The organism is Corallococcus sp. CA047B (genome assembly GCF_003612065.1).
Taxonomy (GTDB): Bacteria; Myxococcota; Myxococcia; order Myxococcales; family Myxococcaceae; genus Corallococcus; species Corallococcus praedator.
Genome location: NZ_RAWD01000102.1, coordinates 1 through 21899, shown reverse-complemented (window position 1 = coordinate 21899; position 21899 = coordinate 1). Strand labels below are relative to the sequence as shown.

Genomic DNA, 21899 nt, shown 5'->3' with positions numbered 1-21899 from the left:
GTCACTCCCCCAGGATGGCGGCGCCCTGCCCGGCCGCGCGCACCATCTGGAGCACCAGCACGAAGTGGAAGCCCGCGCCCACGATGGTCAGCGCGTGGAAGACCTCGTGGTAGCCGAAGACGCCGGGGATGGGGTTGGGGCGCTTGAAGGCATACGCCAGCGCGCCCGTCGTGTACGCGATGCCTCCTGCGATGATGAGCCCACCGCCACCGGCGCCCAGCGAGCGGAAGACGTCACCGAAGTACGGCATCATGATCCACCCCACCGCGACCGCCAGCGCCGCCGTGATGAACTTCGGCGCGCCCACCCAGAAGAGCGATTGCAGGATGCCGATGAGGGCCCCGACGTAGATGTAGAGCATCAGCCGGTTGCCCAGCTCCTCCGGAAGCCCCAGCATCGCCACCGGGGTGTACGTGCCCGCGATGAGCAGGAAGATGGCCGCGTGGTCCATCCGCCGCATCCACGCCCGGCCCCTCGGGGCCCAGTTCACGCGGTGGTAGGTCGCGCTGATGGTGAACAGCCCCACCAGGCTCAACGAATACAGCGCCGTGGCCAGCGCGGTGCGCTGAGTGGGCGACAGCGCCACCAGCACCACCCCCGCGCCCACCGAGAACGCCGCCGCCCACTGGTGCAGCACACCCCGCAGCTTCGGCTTCTCCAACGCCAGCACCGCCGTGGTCATGAACACACCCAGCAGGGCGCGATATCCTGGAAGACGAAGCACTTCATGATGGTGACGACTCCTCGTCTTCCCTACGGAATGGTAGGTTTCGAGGAGGTAAGTTACGTGCGGGTAGGTTCGAGGTCAACTTGAAGAAGAAGCAACGGCTGACGGGTGCGGAGCGCCGCGTGCAGTTGATGGAGGTCGGGCGGTCGGTCTTCGCCTCGAAGGGCTACGAGGCCACTTCGATTGAAGAGGTCGCCCAGCAGGCGGGCGTCTCCAAGCCCATCGTCTACGAGCACTTCGGCGCGAAGGAGGGGCTGTACGCGGCCATCGTGGACAGGGAGATGGAGGACCTGGTGGCGCGCGTGTCTGCGCGCATCTCCCAGGGCACGCCCCGCGAGCGCTTCGAGGGGGCCGTGCTGGCGTTCATGGGCTACGTGAAGGAGGAGCCCGCGGGCTTCGCGGTGCTGACGCGCGACTCCCCCACGGCGTTGGCGCGGCGCGGGCTGACGCGCGTCATCGACGACTTGGCGCAGCGCGTGGGGGACGTCTTCCGCAGCGAGTTCGAGCGCGCGGGCTATTCCTCCAAGGTCGCGCCCATCTACGCCAACGCGCTCGTGGGCATGGTGACGCAGGTGGGGCACTGGTGGGCGGCGGAGGGCAAGGCGTTCTCCACGGAGAACGTGGCCCGCCACGTCGCGGCGCTCGGATGGATGGGATTGCGGCACCTGCCCAAGGACCCCAGCGCGCCCGGCGTGAAGCGCGAGCCGAAGCGGAAGGCTTGAGGGCACGTCGCCGGTCCTCCGGCTACCCCTTGGGCCCCCGTGCCTTCATGGCCGCCTGAATCCCTTCCAACGAGGTGGGATCCTCGATGGTGGTGAGGTCGCCCGGCTCGCGCGCCTCGGCCACCGCCTGGATGCTGCGGCGAAGCAGCTTGCCGGAGCGCGTCTTGGGCAGGTTGGCCACCAGGTGCACCTGGGCCGGACGGGCCACGGCGCCCAGCGTGCGTCCCACGGTGTCCATCACCTCGCGCTCCAGGCCAGCGCGGTCCTCGTCACGCTGGAGGCGGGTGGGGTCCTTGGGCACGGCGAAGGCCATCACCACCTGGCCCTTGAGTTCGTCCTTCACGCCCACCACCGCCACCTCCGCGATGGCCGGGTGGCCGCTGATGGCCTCCTCGATTTCACGCGTGCCCAACCGGTGGCCGGCCACGTTGATGACGTCGTCGGTGCGGCCCAGGATGAAGTAGTCGCCGTCCTCGTCGCGCAGGGCCCAGTCGAACGTGTTGTAGACAGGTGTTTCAAAGCTGGAGAAGTAGGTGGAGACGAAGCGCTCGTCATCCCCCCACACCGTGGACAGACACCCGGGCGGCAGCGGCGGCTCAATCACCAGCACGCCCTTCTGGTTCGGAGCCGTCACCTCCGCGCCGCTCAGTCCATCCAGCAGCTTCACGCGGTAGCCGTAGATGGCCGCGCCGGGGGAGCCCAGCTTGCGCGGACGCGACTGCACGCCGGGAACGGGCCCCAAGATGGGCCAGCCCGTCTCCGTCTGCCAGTAGTTGTCCAGCACCTGCGTGGAGGGCAGCGCGTCCGAAATCCACGCGTGCGTGGGCGCGTCCAGCGGCTCACCCGCGAGGAACAGGTAGCGCAGGCGGGAGGTGTCGTGGCGCTTCAGGAAGGAGGCGTCCTGCTTCTTGAGGACGCGGATGGCGGTGGGCGACGTGAACATCACGCTGACCTGGTGCTCCTCCACCAGCCGCCACCAGATGCTGGCGTCCGGCCGGGTGGGCAGACCTTCGTAGAGCACCGTCGTCATGCCATTGAGCAGCGGGCCGTAGACGATGTACGAGTGGCCCACCACCCAGCCGATGTCGCTGGCCGTGAACATCGCCTCGCCGGGCTGGCCCGTGTAGATGTGACGCATGGAGGCCGCCAGGGCCACCGCGTAGCCGCCCGTGTCGCGCTGCACGCCCTTGGGTTTCCCGGTGGTGCCGGACGTGTAGAGGATGTAGCTGGGCTCGGAGGACTCCAGCCACTCCACCGGCACCTGGGCGCCTTCGTGCTTCTGTCCGAGCGTGGCGAAGTCCACGTCGCGTCCCGGCGTGAGCGCGGTGCCCGGGACGAGGCCCCGGTCGAGCACCAGCACGTGCGCGGGCGGGTGCTGGGCGAGCGTCAGCGCCTCATCCACCAGGGGCTTGTAGGGCACGACCCGGCCGGAGCGCATGCCCGCGTCCGCGGTCACCAGCAGCACGGGCCTTGCGTCGTCGATGCGCATCGCGAGGCTGTGCGCCGCGAAGCCGCCGAACACCACGGAGTGGATGGCGCCCAGCCGCGTGCAGGCCAGCAGCGTGAAGAGCGCTTCGGGCACCATGGGCATGTAGACGATGACGCGGTCGCCGCGTCTCACGCCCAGCTCGCGCAACATGGCCGCCACGCGGTTCACCTCCGCGTGGAGCTGCGCGTAGGTGTATTGGCGTCGCTGGTCGGTTTCGGTGGAGACGAAGACGAGCGCGGGCTGCCAGGCACGCGTGGCCAGGTGCCGGTCCACCGCGTTGTGACACAGGTTGGTCCGGCCCCCGACGAACCAGCGCGCGAAGGGAGGGCGCGAGGCGTCCAGCACCTGGTCGAACGGACGCTCCCAGTCGATGAGGCGGGCCTGCTCGGCCCAGAACGCTTCCGGCTGGTCGAGGGAGTGCCGGTAGAAGTCCTCGTAGCTGCCCATGCGTCCGCTCCATCGTGGGTGGGGTGTTCCTGACGATAGGGAGGTGCCTCCCGGAGTGGAAACCCTCCGGGGCCACGCGCGTGCGGTGGAGGACGGGAAGCTGCTTGCAGGCTTCGTGGGAATAAGCGCGCAAGCAGGCCGCGCGTGGCTCGACGCAGGCGCGTTCCAGCAGAACGCAGGACACCGGAAGGAAGCGAAGGAAGCCGCGGGTGTTCGCAGTGGAGCACGGCGTGGTCCTGGCCTTGCAGTTGGTGACGTCGCGTCCGTGAGCGCAGCGGTCTGCTTCACGGCGTGCCCTCCCCCCCTGCCTGGATCCGCCCGTGACCCTTTCGACGACCCTCACCATCAAGAACAGCTCCGGCTGCCCCATCGATAACCGGGGCACGCCTGACTACAAGGACGGGCAGCTCTCCGGCTCCGCGCCCGCCGCCAGCATCGCGGACGGCGCCAGCACGACCTTCAAGATCGAGCAGAAGAATTCCCTATCCCCAGGGCCCGAGGGCACCGTGACCTACTCGCTGGAGACCGGGAACGAGAAGGTCCCCCTCTCCTTCTACTGGGACTTCGCCAGCGGCCCCGCGCACGAGGAGCACTACACCGGCACATCGGGTTCGTCGTGCGTGACCGTGGACGCCAACCCGACGGATACGAGCGGTGACAACCACGCCGCCACCTACACCGTGCAGTTCCACCCGCGCTCGCCCAATGAGTGGGACCTGGTGTGGGCCCTGTCGGTGGGCCTCATCAACAAGCAGCTGCACGCCCTGCTCTATTACAAGCACCAGGTCACCGCGCCCGGCTTCACCCAGGCGGTCGGCAACGACGGCTGGTCCCAGCTGGCGGTGTCCGCGCTGGCGGATCCGACCGTGGCGGTTCCGAACAACCAGACGACCCAGATGGAGGTGCACCTGCCGCTGACCACCGCGACGTTGCAGTACATGGAAGGCGGCTCCCAGAAGACGCTGCCCCTGTCGGGCACGACGGTCATCGTGACGCTGGACCTCTCCCAGGCGCAGGTGACCGACCCGACCCAACTGGTCGCGAAGCAGGACGCGAAGGACCACGTGCAGGCCCTGATGTCGGCCCACTACTCCGTGTTCCGGCTGTTCATCGACCTGACCCAGCCGGCGCTGTTCCACTCGCTGCGCGTGGTGAACACCGCCAGCGGCGCGGCCGTGGCCCTCAGCCAGGCCGCGCAGAGCACCCTCCAGGGCGGGCTGGCCGGGCTCGGCCACATGGACGTGGCGTACCCGGTGCAGGCCTCGGGCAACCCCGCCAGCATCGTGCCCACGCTCGTGCGCGAGCGCACCACGCAGTACAGCGCCAATGGGGACTTCAGCTCCGTGAACATGTGCATGATGAGCCGGGGGCGCGCCGAACCGACCTGGGCCTCGCGCTTCGCGTTCAACGCGCCCCTGGGCTCCACCACCAATCCGGATGGAACGCCCGCCGAAGCCAAGGCGCGGATGCTCCTGAGCCAGGACACGTTTGGCGAGGGCTACCTGCGGCCCACGGTGCTGCCCGCCATCCTCCAGGCCAGCGGCATTCCGGGGAGCATCCTGCGCGTGGCCCCGCTCACCTACCAGTGCTCCGGCTCGCGCACCAATGGCAACAAGAACAACGGGCGCGGCGAGTGGTTCGAGGTCAACAACGGCCTGGACCAGTACGCGTTGGGCACGGAGAGCGTGGTGTTCACCACCCAGCCCAACACCAGCCAGACCGACCGCTGCACCGTGAGCCTGAACGGGATGTTCCAGGTGGACATCGAGGTCAGCCAGTATCCCCTGGGCGCGAAGGACCGGCTGGGCACGGCCCGCTACCAGCAGCCTTGGACGGGGCTCATCACGGTGAAGGCCGGCAATGACGGCAGGCTGGTGACGAGCGTGGACATCACGCTGGGCAAGGCGCCGGAGCCGGAGGTGGACAAGACCATCGACGGCTGGGTGTTCAACGCGATGGACGCGCTGTTCAACTGGACCACCACCACGCCGCAGGCCGGCATCCTGGACAAGGCGCAGAAGTTCGCGGCCAACCTGGCCAACACCTTCAAGAACAACGCGTCCACCCAGTTGGACGTCTCCGACTGCGTGGTGCTGCCCATGGGCGGCGCCTACGACTACAGCCAGTTCGTCTTCAACAAGGATGGCGCCATCCAGGTGGACGTGTCCTTCCCGGGCTGAGCACCGCCCGCATCCCTCCGCGCATCCCCCCACCCCTTCTTGGAGTTTTCATGTCTCAGGACACCCTGACCGGTTCGGCGTCTGTCTCTTCCAGCTTGATGACCAACTACCTGGCCGCCACGTCCGTGGACGCGGCGTTCCCGCTCGCCGCCGCGGAGGACGCGGGCGGCTCACCGCTGCTCTTCAGCGTGGGCGCGGCCACCTCCGACCCCAGCCGCAAGACGCTGTGGGTGATGCTGCGCGACACCACGGTGACCACCGGCTGGCGCCAGGTGGAGCTCAGCCCGGACGCGACCCACAGCGTGCAGGGCTACGCCGTCGTCCAGGCGGTGGCGGGAGAGATTGTCATCGCCGTGGCGATGGACGACGGCGCGGGCGGCAGCCGCGTGTTCGTCTCCCCCGCCCTGACGCCCACCACCGACGGCAGCCCCTGGAACACGCTCAACGCGGCCTGGGTCCAGCGCCAGGGCGGCCCCACGGGCGCCCCCGTCCAGCGGCTCATCCTGGGTGACTTCGTGAACGCCAGCGAAGCACCGCTGCTGGTCACCGAGGTGAAGAACGGCTCCGGCACCACGGGACGCTACTTCGTGGACGCGTCCACGAACGCCATGGCCAGCGCGTGGATCAACTGGGCGCCGCCCAAGGACGTGCAGACGCTGCATGACGTGGTGGTGGCCAGGGCCTCCATCACCGGGGACACGTACCGCGGCACCTGGACGCTGTACGACGACACCAGCGGCAAGCGGTGCCTGACCTTCACCAGCCTGCTGGACCATAACTCCACCAGCCACACGCTGTCGGTGCAGGCACCTGCCGGAGCGCGCTGCCTGTGGGCGCTGGCGGACCGCGCCCACAGCGGCCTGAGCGCGCTGTACGTGGGTGGAGACGGGCTGTCGTGGTTTCCCTCCACGGGCCTGAAGAACGCCAAGAGCGCGGCGCTGGCCATCGCGTCCCAGGACGCGCTGTCGGGCGTCACGGCGGTGCTGGCCCACCAGGATGCTTCGCGCGTCAGCGTCTGGGCTGTGGATGCAAGCCAGCGGCTGTTCAGCCTGAACAACGCCGTGGGCGCGACGGACGGCTGGTCCGTGCCGCTCCAGCAGCGCGAGCACGTGGCGCACTTGGCCGCGCGCCGCAACCAGAAGCGCTCCACCAATGAGCTGTTCGTGTCCTCCACGGACAACAGCCTCATCACCTACCTGTTCCAGGACCCCAGCACGTCCGCCTGGCAGAACACCGACATGGTGTTGCCCACGCAGCAGAACGGGCAGGAGTTCCCCTGCTACACCACCGTGGTGCGCTTCACCGACGCGCAGGGCGCCGCCATCGTCGGACAGACGGTGGACGTGAATGCCTCCGAGTGGACCCGCGCGATGGTGAACGGCTACTGGATGGACCTGGACACCAGCACGCGGGTGCAGGTGCAGACGGACTTCAGCGGCACGGTGACCATCATCAACAAGGTGTCCGACGTGGGCACCCCCGTGTATCGCTTCAGCGCCCCGTTCCTGTCGGGCGTGCTGACGGCCGATCCCAGCGTGGAGCTGCGGGCGAACCTGGCCCAGAAGCTCCAGTCCGGGGACATGTCCCAGTGGAAGAAGCCGGATGGCACCCCGGTGATTCCGGCCGGCGTGGACCCGAACCTCGTCGCGCAGGCGCAGGCCTCCCTCCAGCAGTTGATGGACAACATGGGCAGCCTGCCCGCGGACGGCTCCACCGCGCCCACGGAGCCGAGCGCCGCCCCCGCGCCTTCGATGAAGATGGCGCACACCACGTCCTTCTCCGTGCTGGGCAACGTGGGCAACGCCATCGAGACGGCCGCGGGCGACGTGCTCCAGGCGCTCAAGAGCGCCGCGGGCGTGGTCTACGAATACGTGCTGCAGCCCATCGTCAGCGGGGCGAAGACGCTGCTCCAGTTCTTCGTGAAGATTGGCGAGCAGGTGGTGACGTTCGTCATCCGGACCCTGAAGGAAGCGCTCCAGCTCATCAGCTGGCTGTTCACGCAGTTGAAGGTGCTCGTTGAAGACATCATCGCCTTCCTCGGCTTCCTGTTCGCGTGGGATGACATCCTCGCGACCCAGAAGGCACTGGAGGCGATGACGCAGGCGGGTCTGATCGGAATCGCAGGCAAGCTGGTGGGCATGGAGCCGGGCATCACCGCGTTCTTCGACAAGCTCATCGACCAGTGGGACGCCGTCTGCACCAAGGCGCTGGGCATGCCGGATGTGTCTTCCGATCAAGTCATCGCCCAGGCCCAGAGCACGGCGACGCCGGACCAGCAAGCCGCCGTCTCCTGCATCAACACCAGCCCCGGAGCGACGTTCTCCTCGTATCAGATTGCCCACGGAGGCTTCGCCGACGGCACGTCGGACGCGCCCGGCAATCCGGTGGAGAAGGCCATCACCGACTTCCTCAAGACGGTGGGGAACATCCTTTCGGATGTCGGTGCCTCGGTGCAGGAGATCTGCCAGGACCTCCAGACGATGTTCCAGCAGGGAACCTTCACCCTGCATGGACTGGTGCAGGTGCTCGCGAAGGAGGCCGTGAAGGCGCTGCTGGGGTCCGTCAGGGACCTGCTGCTGGGGCTGTGCGCGGTGATTGCGGATGTCACCCAGGCCATCCTCCAGGACGTGCTGCTGCGTCCGTTCAACATCCCGGTCCTGACCTGGCTCTACAAGAAGCTGACGGGAGAGGGCACCCTGACGATGCTGGGGGCCATCAGCCTGCTGGCGGCCATTCCCCTGACGGTTGTCTACAAGTTGTTGACGGGGGAGGCGCCCATCAGCGCGCAGGCCGCGCCGAAGCTGATGCTGTCGGTGACCGACAGCAAGCCGGTGCCCGCCAGGGCCTATGACTATTCCATCGTGGGTGGCGGGGCCGCGGAGATCGCCTCCATCGTCTACTCGGCCTGCCTGTATGTGAACCTGCTGCTGAAGGGCAGCATCAAGCGGCGGCTCGTCACCTCCGCCCAGGCGGTCGCGACGGTGGTGGCCGTGATGGGGACCTTCCCCTTCGACGACATCCGGGCCGAGCAGGCGGTGGATCGCATCGTCTGGTTGATCGACCTGGTGGAGGCCGTGGTCACGAGCATGAGCGCCCTCATGAGCTGGGTGCCCATCAAGGACGCCGCGTGGGAGGCCACGGCGGTGATGTTGGAGAAGGTGGACGCCGGGCTGCTCGGCATCATGGGCATCGTGGGCATCTGCCTTTCGGTCGTGAGCTACGCGATGGAGTGGGGCGAGTTCTTGTTCGGCGACAGGCCGGCGCCCTACCACTCCCCCACCCAGGACACGGAGAAGTTCGTCGCCAACGTCATCCGGTACTCGGGCGTGACGTCGGAGGGCCTGGCGGGCTTCGTTCCCTCTCCCGCCAAGGAGGAGATCCTCTTCTTCTCCGTGGCGGCGGAAGGCACCGCGCTCGCCTTCGACCTGGCACGGTGGGCCAGCGTGCTCCTGGACAACAACGCCAACCCGGACGGCCCCCAGAAGCTCTTCCAGCCCTGGTGAGTCCAAGGGCCCCGGGGTGTCTCCCTGGGGCCCTGTCCTTTGCCACGGCGAACAGGCCATCCTGGGCCATGCGAGCAGGGGCCCTGGTGTTGAGCGTGGTGCTGCTGGCCACGGGATGTGCCTCCCCATCGCCGGGTCCCGGACGGAGGATGCGGCTGAACCATGCGCGGCACGTGGCTTCGGGTCCTCCGGTGGAGGCACCGGAGCCACGGTCGCGGGCTCAGCCGCCTGAAGAGGACCTGGGTGGGCAGGACGCGACGCCGACCCGTCAGGCGATCCTTGAGGCCGTCGCCGAAGTGAAGGGCTCCACGGACAGCATCGCCCGCGCGTTGTCGAAGCTGGATTCGCGCGGCGACTGGGACGTGTTCACCCGTTACACCGACTACGGCTCCAGTCAGTTGCCCTGGCTCCGCGGCGCACAGGGGAGCGTCGCGCTGCTGGCGGACACCTCTGAAGCCGTCAGGGATGCGGACATGGCGGTGGGCCTGCTGCGGATGACGGGGCCACGGCTCCAGGCCGCCATGTCCGGCGCCATGCTGCTCGCGGCGTGGCTCGACTTCCTCCGGCTCGCGGAGGCGGTGCGAGAGCAGTGTCCGTTCTATGCGACCGAGCAGTTGTTCGTGGACATGGACCGCGTGCAGAAATGGATTGAGCCCTCCATGACGGCGCTCGCTTCGATGGAGCCCGGGCAGGTGGAGGCCACTGCCCGCGCGCTTCCCGGCGTGATGGCGCAGCTCACCCGTGAGTTCCAGTCCATCCGGGAGGGAGCGCGCGTGGCGACGGAGCGCGCTGGCAAGGTCATCGCGGTGGCGCAGTTCATGGAGATGCTCACCCTGGTCTCCACGCTGAAGATGTCACTGCCGAGGCTTCCTCCCTCGGCGCCCGCCACGCTTGGCGTGGGACTCGTGATGGGTTCTGGCGGCGTGATGACGGGCACACGGGTGGTCGTCTCCGCCGAATGGGTGGAGAGGATGCGCAGGCTGGTGCAGGCGGGCGTCATCTCCGTCCCCGCAGTCAGCTCCGCCATCCGCGTCCACGCAGGTCAGGTGATGATGGCCCAGTCGAACCGGGACCTGCCCCAGGGCGTGCGCGATGCGCTGGGCGACAGCCCCGAGGTTCGCGGCATGCACGAGACCGGCAGGGCAGGCGCTGGAATGTCCGATGCGCCGAAGCACCACGTACTGCCGCGGGAACACCGGGAGTGGTTCGAGCGGCGCGGCTTCAAGGGCGCCATGGATATCGATCAGTTCTGCGTCCGGATGGAGGAGGCGCACCACGAGGCGATTCACGGAGGGGGCAACTGGCGCCTGGGTCGCACGTGGGCCGGCGAGTGGAACCGGATGATCATGGGTCAACTTCGCGACGCAGAAGTCGCAGCCGGCCGGATGTTGACGCGAAACGAGATCTTGAACATCGTCGCGGCGCATATGCAGGCAGCTGACATTCCGCTGAACTTCATTCGGGGAGGACGACGATGACCGACGGCCGTTCCTGGCAGGGTAACTGGAAGGTTCGCCTGCATGAACGGGTCCGCGAGCGGGGTTTCGCTTCGCTCACCGCCTTTGCCAAGGCCCGCCCCACCGCATCCCTGGTGGCGCTGGCTGAAGAGCTGGGCAAGGACGACATCGCAGGGATCCAGGTGTTGAGCGGGCTGCTCGCCGAAGCGGAACAGCGAAAACAGGTCACGCGCTTCGAGCGCGATGTGCTTGTGCGCATGTTGTCCCAGGACCTCCCCCTTGGATGGCCCGCCGTACTGGACGACGCGAACCGCTTCGCGGTCGCCAAGGCACTCAGTGGCTGGATTGCCTACACCCCTGAAGCCCATCAGGCCCGAGCACGGCAGATCATGATGGACCTCCTCGCCCGTCCACCTCCGCCCGGATGGCGCCCGCTCGGTCCCGACGACGAACTTCTGCTCACGCTCCTGCCTGACGAAGAAGCTTGAAGCCCCCGTTGTGCTTCGACGCGAACCTTGGTGCTCCACACAGGCAGTGACGCCCGCCCAGGGGTGAACACTCCGCGCCCGTCCGCCCTCCGGCCGGGATGATTTTCCGGCGCAGGACGCTTCCCGTCCGACCCCGGCGCCCCCACCTTCGCGCCGAGGAGTCACACACCCCATGGATGCGGACGGTACATCTGAGTTGGGAGCCGCGAAGGTTCCCCTCGTGTCCACCCAGAAGCAGCAGCGCGTTCGTCGCCCACCCAAGAAGCTCAAGCCCTCACGGTTGCACGAGGTGGACTTCCGGAGCGTGGACGAACGCATGGACTCCGGCCGGGCCCTGCGCAAGCGCTGCCCACGCAGCAGCCACGCCGCGTGGAAGCCGTTCCGGGGTCGCGACCCGCTGGCGCAGTTGAAGGAATCCGACGCCACCCGGCTGCCCTGGCTGGTGCCCGTGCGGCACGAGCGCATGTCCGAATCCCCCTTCGCCTTCCTGCGCGGCACACCGTTCGCCATGGCGCGCGACCTGGCGCACACGCCCCACAGCGGGCTTCGCAGCCAGATCTGCGGCGACGCTCACCTGAGCAACTTCGGCCTGTTCGGTACGCCCGAGCGCAACCTCATCTTCGACCTCAACGACTTCGACGAGACGCTCCCCGGACCCTTCGAGTGGGACGTGAAGCGTCTGGCCGCCAGCTTCGTCGTGGCGGCGAAACAGAACGGCCTGGGCGGCCGCTGCGGCAGGAAGGCCGCACGCAAGGCGGTGGAGTCCTACCGCCTGATGATGCGCGAACTGACGACCCGGAGCCTGCTGGATGTGTGGTCGCTGCACGTGGACGCGAAGGAGCTGCGGCGCGCCGAGTCCGAGGACACCGCGAAGCTCGCCTCCGAAGCGGTGGAGAAGGCGAAGCGCCGCACCAGCGCGCACGCGGTGGAGAAGCTCACCGTGGAGCGCAACGGTCAGCGCCACCTGGCCTACCAGCCTCCCCTCCTCTTCCCCCTGTCGGCGGTGAAGATGGACGTGTCCTCCGAGGAGCTGGAGCGGCGCATCAAGGAACTCACGGTAGGCTACCTGGCGTCGCTGGACGGCGCCGTGCGCGACCTGTGTCTGCGCTACCAGCGCAAGGAGTGGGGCTTCAAGGTCGTGGGCGTGGGCAGCGTGGGCCTGCAGGCCTACGTCGTGCTGTGCGAAGGAAACGGCGGCAATGACCCGCTGGTGTTGCAGCTGAAGGAGGCGAAGGCCTCCGTGCTGGAGCCCTACCTGGGCCCCAGCGAGTTCGGCAGCGCGGGGGAACGCGTGGTGGTGGGCCAGCGACGCATGCAGGCCTTCTCCGACCTCTTCCTGGGATGGACGGAAGTGGAGGGCATGGGTGCCTTCTATGTGCGCCAGCTGCGCGACATGAAGGGCTCGCTGGACGCGGAGAAGATGGATGCGCCCGTGTTCATGGACTACGCGGACGCGTGCGGCTCGACGCTCGCGCGAGCCCATGCGCGCACCGGAGATGCCGCCCTCATCGCGGGTTACCTGGGCAGCAGCGACCACTTCGACGAAGCCATCGCGGAGTTCGCCTGCACCTATTCGGATCAGGTGGACGAAGACTATGGGCGCTTCATCGACGCCCAGGCGAAGGCCTTCGAAGCGCTGACGGGCTGAACCCAGACATCATCCCGAAAGCCGCGTCCAGTCGTCCTCATGAAGAAACAGCCTCACACCCAGGCGCTCGCACACGTCCGCGTGTGCCTGGGCCGCGGGGCCTCCCACCCAGACAGGCAATTCCCTGGGCAGGGCTTCGCCGAGTCTCCGGAGCACGTCCTCGAACACCGTGGCGCCCCGGTCGGTCACCGCCGACAGGCCCACCACGTCCGGCCTTGCCCTCGCCACCAGCACCCCCAGGTCCGCCGTCGGCACGCGCTGCCCCAGGAGCGTCACCCGCACGCCCGCGTACCGCAGCCGCAGCGCCGCCCCCAGGAGGCCCAGCTCGTGCTCCTCCTCCGGGAAGCACGCCAGCACCGCGTGCTTGCGCCCTCCCTCCGGCGCACCGTGCAGCAGGCTCACCAGCCGCTCGCGCACCACCTGCGTCACCAGGTGCTCCTGCGCCACCGACAGCGTCCCCGCGTGCCAGCGCTCTCCCACCTCGCGCTGCACCGGAACGAGCACCTCCTCGAACGCGCGCAGGGGCGGCAGGGCCGACAACACCTGGTCCAGGATGCGGGAGACACAAGGCTGGTCATACGCCTCCGCCGCCGCCATCACCGCCGCGCGCCACGCCCCCGGCTGCGTTCCTCCATCGACGGGGCCTCGCTCCTCACGGCGCGGCGGTGACGCGACGTCCAGCTCCGCCATCAACTGGGGCAGCAGCTTCGCCGCCTCGCTGATGGCCACGCCTTCGTCCGTCAGCGCCTTGAGCCGCTTGAGCACCGCGACGTCGCGGTCCGTGTAGACGCGGTAGCCCGCCGGCGTGCGCTCCGGGACGAGCACCCCGTAGCGGCGCTCCCAGGCCCGGATGAGCTCCACGCGGACCCCCGACAGCTCCGCGGCGATGTGGATGCGATAGGTGCGCTCAGCCATGGTGTGTGAATCACGGTCGGTTCTGCGCGTTCCTCACCTGCTGCCAGATGGCGATCAGCTCCTCCGCGGACTCCGCGTACTGAGCGCCCAGGGTGAAGAGGGTCTTCAAGTGCTCTCGCGCACCCGGCCCGCCCACTACCATCGGCACTGAAGCGCACGCCTGCAACGACTCCGACAACACCGTGAGGAAGTCCTGCGCTTCCCGACGCCGCACGAAGGACAACGCCACCACGTCCGGCCGCACCTGCAAGCAGGCCCCGTGCAACGCCTCCGCGGGCGTGTCCGCCCCCAGCAACGTCACCCGCCAGCCCCGCGCCTTCAAATGCACCCCCAGCGCGAGCAAGCCTCCCTCATGGTGGTCCCCCGCCGGACAGGCCAGGAGCCCCCGGGGTCCATCGCTCGCGCTCACCATGCCCGCGAGCAACAGGCGCAGCCGCTGCCGCACCAGCGCGGAGGCCAGGTGCTCGCGCGCCACGTCCAGGCGCGACGCCATCTCCCGGAGCGCGGGGATGAGGAACGTGTCGCAGAAGGCCGTGGCGTCCAGGTCCTCCCCGGCCTCCTCCAGCACCGCGTCCGCCGCGTCCGCGTCCAGCACCATCACCGCCGCCCAGAAGCGCTCCATCAGCCGCGAGTCCTGCCGGGCGGGCTGCGCGGGAGAAGCGCGCACCTGGGCAATGGCCTCGCTCACCGACAGGCCCCCCTCCATCAGCTTCGCCACCCGGCGCACGGCCTCCACCTCGTCGCGTGAATAGACGCGGTAGTTGTTCTCGCTGCGCTCCGGACGCGGAAAGCCATAGCGGCGCTCCCAGGCGCGCAGCGTGGCCTCACGGATGCCGGTGAGCCGGGCGATGGTGCGGATGCGCAGGCTCATCGGCCCAGGCCTCGCGCCGAGTCCCAGCGCTCCGCCACGCCGCGCGCTCCCGTCAGCTTGCGCGTGAAGCCCTCCAGGTCCGTCACCTGGGACACCGCGCGCACCACCGACTCCAGCCCGCTCTGGAAGCGCGACAGCGGGCCGGCTTCGTGCGGCGTGCCCACCTCCAGCAACACGTCCGGGCGCTCGTGCTCGAAGAAGGCGTAGCGGATGGCGATGGGAACGCACTCCGCCTTCGCCGCCTTCGCCAGCAGCTCCACGCCCCGCTCCAGCTTCAGCGGGAAGGCGCCGAAGGGCCGGTGCTCCCCTTCCGGAAAGACACACACGGCGGCGCTCGGCCGGCGCAGCAGCTCCTTCGCGTACCGGAGCGAGGACAAGGACGACATCGCGTCCTGCTTGCGGATGCTGAACGCGCCCATCTTCGCGTGGAAGGGATAGCGGCGCAGGTTCTCCTCGTCCATCAGGCAATAGCCATCCCAGCCCGCCACCTGGCAGAGCTGGTGCAGCACGAAGCCGTCCCACCAGTTGCAGTGGTTCAGGTAGATGAGCCGGCCCACGCCGTCCGCGGGCAGCTCGCCGCGCACCCACAGGCCCCGGAACGTCGAGCGGAACTTCCACCCGATGTACCGGTCCACCGCCCACCCGAAGGGCCCACCCTTGGCCGCGGGAATCAAGACGTCCGCGCCTCCTTGAAACGCAACAGCGCCGTGAACAGCGCGAGCCCCAGCGACACCAGCACGCTGGTGATGAGGAAGAAGAGCACCTCCTCCAGCGGCACCGCGCCCACGTATACGCCCACGTGGCGCCCCGCCCCGAAGTTCCAGATGCCGGTGGAGATGGCCAGGTGGTCCGCGATGGACAGGTACACGCCCACCACCAGCGCCGGTGGCAGCACCGCGCGCAGCACGTCGCCAGCGCGCGACTTGTAGTGATTCACCAGCAGCGCCAGCTGAATGGCAATCACGGGCAGCGTCCAGGCCAGCAGGTGGATGAGGTACGCCCAGCGGGTCTCCATCATGGCGACACCTCGCGCGGACCCAGGGGCCGCTCGACGTGGACGGACCGGTGCGCTTCGGAAGCCGGGGCCTGCGACTTCTTCGCCAGCACGCGCTCCAGCCGGGCCCGGGCCCACAGGCCCACGAGCAGCGTCTGGAGGCCGAAGAAGAGGTACTCCTCCAGCGGCAGGTAGCCCAGCTTCACGCCCCAGATGCGCTCCGGGTCGAAGCCCCACAGGCCCCACTTCACCGCCATGTTGTCCCACGGCGACGTGGCCGCGTAGACGACCACGAGCAGCACGCCCATGGGCGCCAGGCCCTTCCACGACAGCGTGCGGCGGTAGCGCACGAGGAGGAACAGGATGGGCAGCACCACGAACAATCCCAGGAAGCGCGCGTAGGTCATCCCGGTCCTCCACTCCACTGCGACACCACCCGCACCATGCGCCCTCCCGCGTGGAGCGCGTACGTGTGTCCGCGCCACGTCACCGTTCCCTGCCGCGTCAGCGAAGCCCCGAAGGCCGTGAGCAACAGCACCTCCCCCACCAGCCAGTCCGTCAGCGCATGGCCTCGCGCCTCCTCGCCGGGCACGTGGCTCAGCGCGGAGAGCCGCAGCGACAGCAGCGTGCGCACGGCGACCAGGGCCCCTACCGCCAGCCACACCGAAGGCTCGCCCAGGGCCGCGGCCAGCAGCAGCAGGGGAAGCGTGGGCGTGAACAACAGCGGCACCGTGGGGTACAGGCCCGGCCGGTGGCTGGCCAGCACCTGCATCCACCGCGTGAAGCGCTCCAGGGGCATGCGCCAGGAGGTCTCGGGCGCCATGGGCACCCACGCGGGCGCGGGGCTCAGCGCCACGTCCAGCCCCCGCGCGTGCAGGCGCTTCGCCAGCTCCAGGTCCTCGCCGATGTGGTCCGATAGGCCACGCAACTCCTCCACCGCCCTCGAGGACAACCCGAGCGCCTTGCCACACACCGCCTGCGCGCCCGCGCTCATCGCATGCAGCGCGCGGAAGCTGTGGTGCGTGTAGCGCAGGAGCCCCGCCATCGCACGTCCCGCGGCATCCCTCGCGCCCACGGGCGTGGGGGCGGCGGTGCTCAGCGCGGCGCCCGCCACCAGGGCGGACGCCAGCCCCTCCACCAGCGCGCCCGTCACCGCCACGTCCGCGTCCACCACGAGCACCACCCGCCCGCGCGTGTCCAGGGTGTCCAGCGCGTAGAGCAGGTGCCCCACCTTGCGGTTGGGGGAGAGCGGGTCGCTCGGCAGCCACCGGACGCCTTCGGCCAGCCGGGGCCGGTAGGGCGACAGCACCACCTGCTCCAGCGGCCCCGCGTAGTCGATGGGGCGCGCCAGGTTCTCCAGCTCCTGCGGCGTGGGCGCATCCACCGGGCGCAGCAGCAGCACGGACGGCAGGGCCTGCGCCGCGGGGACGGGCGCACGGCGCAGGAGCCTCGCGAGCGCCACCGCGCTGAAGCCTCCGGCCAGCCCCGCCCACCCGAGCGCGATGAGGGCAGGCGCGTTCATGCCGCCCGCTCCACGCGCGTGCGGAAGTGCGCCATCCAGCGGATGAAGGGCGAGTGGAAGCGGCGGAAGTCCGCCACCTCGCCCATCGTGTCCAGCGCGCCCCGGCGCGACTCCAGCCGCGCGTAGAAGGGCGACGACTCCAGCAGGCGCGGCGCGCCCACCACCTCGTTGCCCGCGTGCAGATGCGAGGGGACGCGCAGGCCCCAGCCGGTGATGTTCGTGGGCCGGATCCCGGGGTGCGGCCCGCGCTCGCACACCACGCCGGACGGTCCCGCCATCAGGCGCAGCGGGGCCACGCCATCCGGCAGGTGGTAGTCCACCACCGTGTGGTGCTGGTGGTGCGTGCGCGCCCAGTGCCACCCGGACAGCCGGTCGCCCAGCAGTTCGTGGCCGTGGTTGGTGTCGTGGTAGCCCATGCCGTCGGCCACCACGTCCAGCGAGGCCACCTCCAGCCGGGCCTCCGAGCGCGGCGCCAGGGCCTGCCAGAAATGCGGCAGCCCGGGCATCAGCTGCATCTCCAGGCCCCGGGGCGTCAGCGGCCGGAGCGTCAGGCTGGCGCGCACCGGGCGGCCCCACGGCGCCGTCCCGTCGTCCACGTCCATGCGCACCGTGCCGTCCTGCGCATGGGTGAGCGTGGAGCGACCGATGCGCAGCCGCCCCGGCCCTTCCACCTGCGCGCGCGGATACTCGCTGAGCACCCACAGCCGGCGCACGCCCCGGTGGTAGAGCGCGAAGTTCACCGCGCTGTGCTCCACGGGCAGGCCCCCGCGCCGCGCCGCCACCGAGTAGCGCGGCGAGAAGAGCGAGCCCAGCATGAAGATGCACACCGCGCTGTACTCGCCGGCGGTGACGTCCGCGTAGAACCAGCGGTAGGCCCCCGCCGCGTCGGGCAGCGCGGGCAGCGCGGGCACTTCCGGCATCAAGGGCTGCGCGAGCAGGGACGTCATGCGCTCCCCCTCAGGTGCGCGGAGGCCATCTCCGCCGCGAACCGGCCCGACAGCATCACCAGCGGCACCCCGCCGCCCGGGTGCGTGCCACCGCCCGCGAAGAACAGGCCCGGCGTGCCTCCCCGGATGCGCGGCCGACGGAAGGGACCGAAGCGGCCGTGCGGCAGGAAGCCATAGATGGAGCCGCCCGGCGCACCGCGCGCCGCCAGGTCCACCGGCGTGCGCTGTCCCACCACGCGCGTCTTCCCCTTCAGGCCCGGGTAGTGATGGAAGAGCTTGTCGAACATCTGCGTGCGCACGCGCTCCGCCATCGCTTCCCAGTCGCGCTCCGCCTGTTCGGCCTGGGAGGCGCCCACCGGCATGGCCGGCGCGTTCACCATCACGAACAGGCCCGTACGGCCCAGCGGCGCCATGCTGGGGTCGGTGGCGGACGGGTTGCAGAAATACACCGTGGGGTCCGTCGCGAGCTGGCCCGCGAAGAGTTCGTCGAACTCGCGCCGGTAGTCCCCGCCGAAGAGCACCGTGTGGTGAGGCAGGGACGGCCGCCCCTCCACCTCCAGGAGCAGCACGAAGCCGGACAGCGACAACGGTTCGCCTTCCCGGCGCAGCGACGCCAGCGGATCCGCGTTCACCACCACGCTGTCGAACAGCTCCGAGCCTGGGCCCACGCGGTAGCCCTCGGAGGTGCGCTCGAATTGGGTGCGCGTGTCCAGGTGCACCGTGACGCCCAGCCGCCGCACCGCCTGGCCCAGGGCCGCCACCAGCGCGCCGATGCCGCCCTTCACGTGGTGCACGCCGTACGCGTGTTCGATGTGCGGGATGAGCGCGAAGGCCGCGCTGGATGCGTAGGGCGAACCGCCCGCGTAGGTGGCGAAGCGGCCCACGTACTGTCGCAGGTGCTGCGTCTGGAAGTGCTTCGCCGCCAGCGCGTGCAGCGTGTCCATCTGCATCCCGGCCAGCATCGCGCCAATGCCCCGGCGGGCCACGCGCGCCATGAAGCCGGGCATGCCCTCGAAGGGGGCCTCCAGGTAGGGCTCGCCCGCCGCGCGCCAGATGGCCGCGGCCTCCGCGTAGAACGTGTGCACGCCCTTGCGCTCGGAGGGGCGCAGTTCGGCGGCGCTGTCCGCCATGCGCTCCAGGTCCTTGTACGCGGTGAAGTCGCACCCGTCCGTGAAGCGGTAGGTGCACTGCGGCTCCAGCTCCGTGAACGGCGGCAGGAGGTCCAGCGCGTCCAGCTTCTCGAAGGTGCCCCGCACCAGCGCCGGCAGCGTCAGCAGCGTGGGCCCGGTGTCCAGCGTGAGCCCCTCCACCGTGACGGCCTGCGCCTTGCCGCCCAGCGACGGGCCGCCCTCGAACAGCGTCACCGCGTGGCCCTCCTTCGCCAGGAGCCCCGCCGCGGTTAGCCCGCCAATGCCGCCGCCAATCACCGCCACGCGCGAGGTCTTCATGCCGGACCTCCCGTGCCCGTGGACAGCAGGGGCGCTGACGGCGCCAGGAGCGGAAGGGCCGTGTCGGCCTCCCGCAGCACCGCGCGTGGGCGCACGAACGCGGCCGCCGCCAGCGCCAGCTTGCGGCCCTTCGTCGTGTGGGCCCGGCCGCTGAACACGTCGTAGTCCCGCGCCTCGATGTCGCGCAGGATGTCGCCGTAGATGCCGCCCATCAGCCGCACCATGCGCTGGCTGCCGAAGCCGGTGAGGTACTTCACGCCGCCCGCCGCCCGCGCGTAGTACGCCCGCGCGCGCTGGATTTGAAAGCGCATGAAGTCGCGCCAGCGCGCATCCACCTGGCCCCGGCGCAGGTCGTCCTCGGTGAGCCCGAAGGCGCGCAGCTCCTCGGCGGGCAGGTACACCCGGTCGCGCTCCAGGTCCTCGCGCACGTCGCGCAGGATGTTGGTGAGCTGCATGGCCCGGCCCAGGTCCGCCGCCGGCTCCACCGCGCGCTCGTCCTCGCACCCCAGCACCGGCGTCAGCATCAACCCGACCACACCTGCAACCCGGTAGCAGTACAGCTCCAGCTCCTCCCAGGTTTCGTAGCGTTGCTTCGTCAGGTCCATCTCCATGCCGGAGATGAGGTCCTGGAAGGGCTGCTCGGGGATCCGGTAGAGGTGGATGGAGTGGCGCAGCGCCGCGAACTCGCTGGGCTCCCACGGCGACGGCGCGTCGGCGGCGGGCTGGCGCGAGGACGGAGGCCCCAGCTCCTTCGAGGCCAGCTCCGGCAGGGACAGGTACACCTGGGCCACGCGCTCGCGCGCCCGGGCCAGCCGCGTGGGCAGATCCAGGGGAGAGCCTTCCAGCGCGCTCTCGCCCGCGTCCACCAGGTCGTCCAGCCGCCGGCAGAAGGCATACAGCGCGAAGGCCGCCTTCTTGCGCTGCCCGAAGAGCAGGTACGAGGCGAAGAAGAAGCTCTTCGCGTGGTGGCGCGTGACGACGCGCGCGCGCCGGTAGCCCTGCGCGATGAGGGCCGGGGATTCGGTGACGCTCATGCCGCCACCTCCACGGGGACCGGCGTCTCCGTGCGCGGCGACAGCGTCACGCCCTGCTTCCGGGCCCACGTGACGAGCCGCTCGGTGACGAGCCGCGCGGAGATGAGCACCGTGGGCAGGCCCGTGCCCGGCTGGGTGGAGGCGCCCACGAAGAAGAGGTTCTTCACCTTCGGATCCACGTTGGCCGGGCGGAAGGGTCCCACCTGGAAGAAGTTCTGCGCCAGCCCGAACGCGCTGCCCCGGGCCAGGTTGTACGTGCCCGCCCAGTCGTCCGGGGTGAACACGCGCTCCACCTCGATGTCCGCCTCCAGGTTGGGGAAGCCCAGCTCGCCCAGGCGCTGGAACACCTTCGCGCGCACCTTGGGGCCCTCCGTCTTCCAGTCCAGGTTCGCGTGCTGGTGCGGCACCGGCACGAGCACGTAGAGCGAGTCCTTGCCCTCCGGCGCCAGCGACGGGTCGGTGTGCGAGGGCACGTTGACATAGAAGCTGGGGTCCTCCGGCACGCGGAAGCGCTGGAAGATGTCATCGAAGGAGCCCGCGTAGTCCCGGCCGAACATCACGTTGTGGTGCAAGAGCTCCGGCACCTTCTTCTTCATGCCCAGGTAGAGCATGTAGCCGCTGGAGGTGAAGCGCAGCTTCTTGTCCCGCTTGAAGGGCGCGTCCTTCGGGTCGAGCAGCTTCTCGTACGCGTACGGCAGGTCCGCGTTGCACAGCACCGCGTCCGCGGGCACCACCTCCCCGCCCACGAGCCGCACACCCGTGGTGCGGCCCCCTTCGGTGAGGATGCGCTCCACCGGCGCGCCGTAGTGCAGGCGCACGCCCTCCTCGCGCGCCAGCCGCTCCAGCGCGAGGGGAATGGCGTACAGGCCGCCCTTGGGGAACCAGATGCCCACGCCCAGCTCGGTGAAGGGCAACAGGCCGTACACGGCCGGGGATTCAAAGGGGGACACGCCCAGGTACATGGTCTGGAACGTCATCGCCGCGCGCAGGCGGTCGTCCTCGAAGAAGCGGCTGACGTCCGCGTACATGCGGCGGTGCGCACGGGCCTTGAAGATCTTGGCCAGCACGCTGGGGGAGAAGTAGTCGGAGATGCCGTCGAAGTTGCGGCCGACGAAGTGGTCCAGGCTGATGCGGTACTGGGTGCGGCCCTGGGCCAGGAAGGCCAGGTAGCGCTGGAAGCTGCCGGGCTCCACGCGCTCCAGCTCGCGGCCCATGGTGCACAGCTCGGACGTGAAGGTGACGTCGGACCCGTCCCGGAAGTGCACCCGGTAGTTGGGGTCACAGCGCATCAGCGTCAGGTAGTCCTCGATGCGACGGCCGAGCGCGCGGAAGGTCTCCTCGAACACCTCCGGCATCAGCACGATGGTGGGCCCGATGTCCCACGTGAACCCGTCCACCTGGAGCTGGTTGCACCGCCCACCCGGGCCGCGCGTCTTCTCGAACACCTGGACGTCGAAGCCCTGCCGCGCGAGCCTCGCCGCGGCGGCCAGTCCGCCCACCCCCGCGC

The 21899-nt window shown here is 69.7% G+C and carries 18 protein-coding genes; 6 read left to right on the top strand and 12 right to left on the bottom strand.

Annotated features, from left to right (window positions below; translation table 11 throughout):
- Position 1: 1 nt before the first annotated feature.
- Entirely contained in the window at positions 2 to 682 is a 681-nt protein-coding gene (locus tag D7X74_RS17680; protein ID WP_120534150.1) for a hemolysin III family protein, read from the bottom strand.
- Positions 683 to 810: 128 nt separating this feature from the next.
- On the opposite strand from D7X74_RS17680, the gene D7X74_RS17675 reads away from it, so the two are divergent.
- Positions 811 to 1449 (top strand): TetR/AcrR family transcriptional regulator, encoded by a 639-nt coding sequence (locus D7X74_RS17675; RefSeq protein ID WP_233595430.1) that lies wholly within the window; start codon positions 811 to 813, stop codon positions 1447 to 1449.
- 22 nt (positions 1450 to 1471) lie between these two features.
- Here the strand turns inward: D7X74_RS17675 and D7X74_RS17670 are convergent, their stop codons facing one another.
- Positions 1472 to 3385, bottom strand: a complete 1914-nt coding sequence (locus D7X74_RS17670; RefSeq protein ID WP_120534140.1) for a propionate--CoA ligase — start codon at positions 3383 to 3385, stop codon at positions 1472 to 1474.
- A gap of 320 nt (positions 3386 to 3705) precedes the next feature.
- Here D7X74_RS17670 and D7X74_RS17665 point away from each other — a divergent pair, with 320 nt between their 5' ends.
- The 5 genes from D7X74_RS17665 to D7X74_RS17645 all read left to right on the top strand — a co-directional run bounded on the left by D7X74_RS17665 (position 3706) and on the right by D7X74_RS17645 (position 12661).
- Positions 3706 to 5565, top strand: coding sequence for a hypothetical protein (locus D7X74_RS17665; protein WP_120534139.1), 1860 nt, complete (start codon positions 3706 to 3708; stop codon positions 5563 to 5565).
- 50 nt (positions 5566 to 5615) lie between these two features.
- Entirely contained in the window at positions 5616 to 9068 is a 3453-nt protein-coding gene (locus tag D7X74_RS17660; protein ID WP_120534138.1) for a hypothetical protein, read from the top strand.
- 68 nt (positions 9069 to 9136) lie between these two features.
- Complete coding sequence (locus D7X74_RS17655) at positions 9137 to 10546, top strand: DUF2380 domain-containing protein (protein WP_120534137.1); 1410 nt, start codon at positions 9137 to 9139, stop codon at positions 10544 to 10546.
- Positions 10543 to 11013, top strand: a complete 471-nt coding sequence (locus tag D7X74_RS17650; protein ID WP_120534136.1) for an NUDIX hydrolase — start codon at positions 10543 to 10545, stop codon at positions 11011 to 11013. The genes D7X74_RS17655 and D7X74_RS17650 overlap by 4 nt, the downstream gene beginning before the upstream one ends.
- Positions 11014 to 11233: 220 nt before the next feature.
- A complete protein-coding gene (locus D7X74_RS17645) occupies positions 11234 to 12661 on the top strand; it encodes a DUF2252 domain-containing protein (protein WP_233595431.1) in 1428 nt (475 codons plus the stop codon).
- Between the two features lie 9 nt (positions 12662 to 12670).
- Here the strand turns inward: D7X74_RS17645 and D7X74_RS17640 are convergent, their stop codons facing one another.
- The 10 genes from D7X74_RS17640 to D7X74_RS17595 all read right to left on the bottom strand — a co-directional run.
- Entirely contained in the window at positions 12671 to 13576 is a 906-nt protein-coding gene (locus D7X74_RS17640; protein ID WP_120534135.1) for a MerR family transcriptional regulator, read from the bottom strand.
- A gap of 10 nt (positions 13577 to 13586) precedes the next feature.
- A complete protein-coding gene (locus D7X74_RS17635; RefSeq protein WP_120534134.1) occupies positions 13587 to 14447 on the bottom strand; it encodes a MerR family transcriptional regulator in 861 nt (286 codons plus the stop codon).
- Positions 14444 to 15121, bottom strand: coding sequence for a lysophospholipid acyltransferase family protein (locus D7X74_RS17630; RefSeq protein ID WP_120534133.1), 678 nt, complete (start codon positions 15119 to 15121; stop codon positions 14444 to 14446). Before D7X74_RS17630 ends, D7X74_RS17635 begins: the two co-directional genes overlap by 4 nt.
- Positions 15118 to 15465 (bottom strand): lycopene cyclase domain-containing protein, encoded by a 348-nt coding sequence (locus D7X74_RS17625; protein ID WP_120534132.1) that lies wholly within the window; start codon positions 15463 to 15465, stop codon positions 15118 to 15120. Before D7X74_RS17625 ends, D7X74_RS17630 begins: the two co-directional genes overlap by 4 nt.
- On the bottom strand, positions 15462 to 15848 hold the full coding sequence (locus D7X74_RS17620; protein ID WP_120534131.1) for a lycopene cyclase domain-containing protein: 387 nt from the start codon (positions 15846 to 15848) through the stop codon (positions 15462 to 15464). The genes D7X74_RS17625 and D7X74_RS17620 overlap by 4 nt, the downstream gene beginning before the upstream one ends.
- Positions 15845 to 16963, bottom strand: coding sequence for a glycosyltransferase (locus D7X74_RS17615; RefSeq protein ID WP_120534130.1), 1119 nt, complete (start codon positions 16961 to 16963; stop codon positions 15845 to 15847). The genes D7X74_RS17620 and D7X74_RS17615 overlap by 4 nt, the downstream gene beginning before the upstream one ends.
- Positions 16960 to 17910: a carotenoid 1,2-hydratase gene (locus D7X74_RS17610; protein WP_233602149.1), complete on the bottom strand. Its 951-nt coding sequence runs from the start codon at positions 17908 to 17910 to the stop codon at positions 16960 to 16962. The genes D7X74_RS17615 and D7X74_RS17610 overlap by 4 nt, the downstream gene beginning before the upstream one ends.
- A complete protein-coding gene (locus D7X74_RS17605; protein ID WP_120534129.1) occupies positions 17907 to 19358 on the bottom strand; it encodes an NAD(P)/FAD-dependent oxidoreductase in 1452 nt (483 codons plus the stop codon). Before D7X74_RS17605 ends, D7X74_RS17610 begins: the two co-directional genes overlap by 4 nt.
- Complete coding sequence (locus D7X74_RS17600; protein ID WP_120534128.1) at positions 19355 to 20392, bottom strand: squalene/phytoene synthase family protein; 1038 nt, start codon at positions 20390 to 20392, stop codon at positions 19355 to 19357. Before D7X74_RS17600 ends, D7X74_RS17605 begins: the two co-directional genes overlap by 4 nt.
- On the bottom strand, positions 20389 to 21899 hold a 1511-nt coding region (locus tag D7X74_RS17595), incomplete at its 5' end, for an NAD(P)/FAD-dependent oxidoreductase (protein ID WP_120534127.1). The genes D7X74_RS17595 and D7X74_RS17600, both read right to left, overlap by 4 nt.

What these genes read in the sequence shown, in the direction of transcription:
- D7X74_RS17680 (WP_120534150.1), bottom strand. Translation starts at nt 682, where the DNA reads ATGACCACGGCGGTGCTGGCGTTGGAGAAGCCGAAGCTGCGGGGTGTG.
- D7X74_RS17670 (WP_120534140.1), bottom strand. Translation starts at nt 3,385, where the DNA reads ATGGGCAGCTACGAGGACTTCTACCGGCACTCCCTCGACCAGCCGGAA.
- D7X74_RS17660 (WP_120534138.1), top strand. Translation starts at nt 5,616, where the DNA reads ATGTCTCAGGACACCCTGACCGGTTCGGCGTCTGTCTCTTCCAGCTTG.
- D7X74_RS17655 (WP_120534137.1), top strand. Translation starts at nt 9,137, where the DNA reads ATGCGAGCAGGGGCCCTGGTGTTGAGCGTGGTGCTGCTGGCCACGGGA.
- D7X74_RS17650 (WP_120534136.1), top strand. Translation starts at nt 10,543, where the DNA reads ATGACCGACGGCCGTTCCTGGCAGGGTAACTGGAAGGTTCGCCTGCAT.
- D7X74_RS17640 (WP_120534135.1), bottom strand. Translation starts at nt 13,576, where the DNA reads ATGGCTGAGCGCACCTATCGCATCCACATCGCCGCGGAGCTGTCGGGG.
- D7X74_RS17635 (WP_120534134.1), bottom strand. Translation starts at nt 14,447, where the DNA reads ATGAGCCTGCGCATCCGCACCATCGCCCGGCTCACCGGCATCCGTGAG.
- D7X74_RS17625 (WP_120534132.1), bottom strand. Translation starts at nt 15,465, where the DNA reads ATGATGGAGACCCGCTGGGCGTACCTCATCCACCTGCTGGCCTGGACG.
- D7X74_RS17620 (WP_120534131.1), bottom strand. Translation starts at nt 15,848, where the DNA reads ATGACCTACGCGCGCTTCCTGGGATTGTTCGTGGTGCTGCCCATCCTG.
- D7X74_RS17615 (WP_120534130.1), bottom strand. Translation starts at nt 16,963, where the DNA reads ATGAACGCGCCTGCCCTCATCGCGCTCGGGTGGGCGGGGCTGGCCGGA.
- D7X74_RS17610 (WP_233602149.1), bottom strand. Translation starts at nt 17,910, where the DNA reads ATGACGTCCCTGCTCGCGCAGCCCTTGATGCCGGAAGTGCCCGCGCTG.
- D7X74_RS17605 (WP_120534129.1), bottom strand. Translation starts at nt 19,358, where the DNA reads ATGAAGACCTCGCGCGTGGCGGTGATTGGCGGCGGCATTGGCGGGCTA.
- D7X74_RS17600 (WP_120534128.1), bottom strand. Translation starts at nt 20,392, where the DNA reads ATGAGCGTCACCGAATCCCCGGCCCTCATCGCGCAGGGCTACCGGCGC.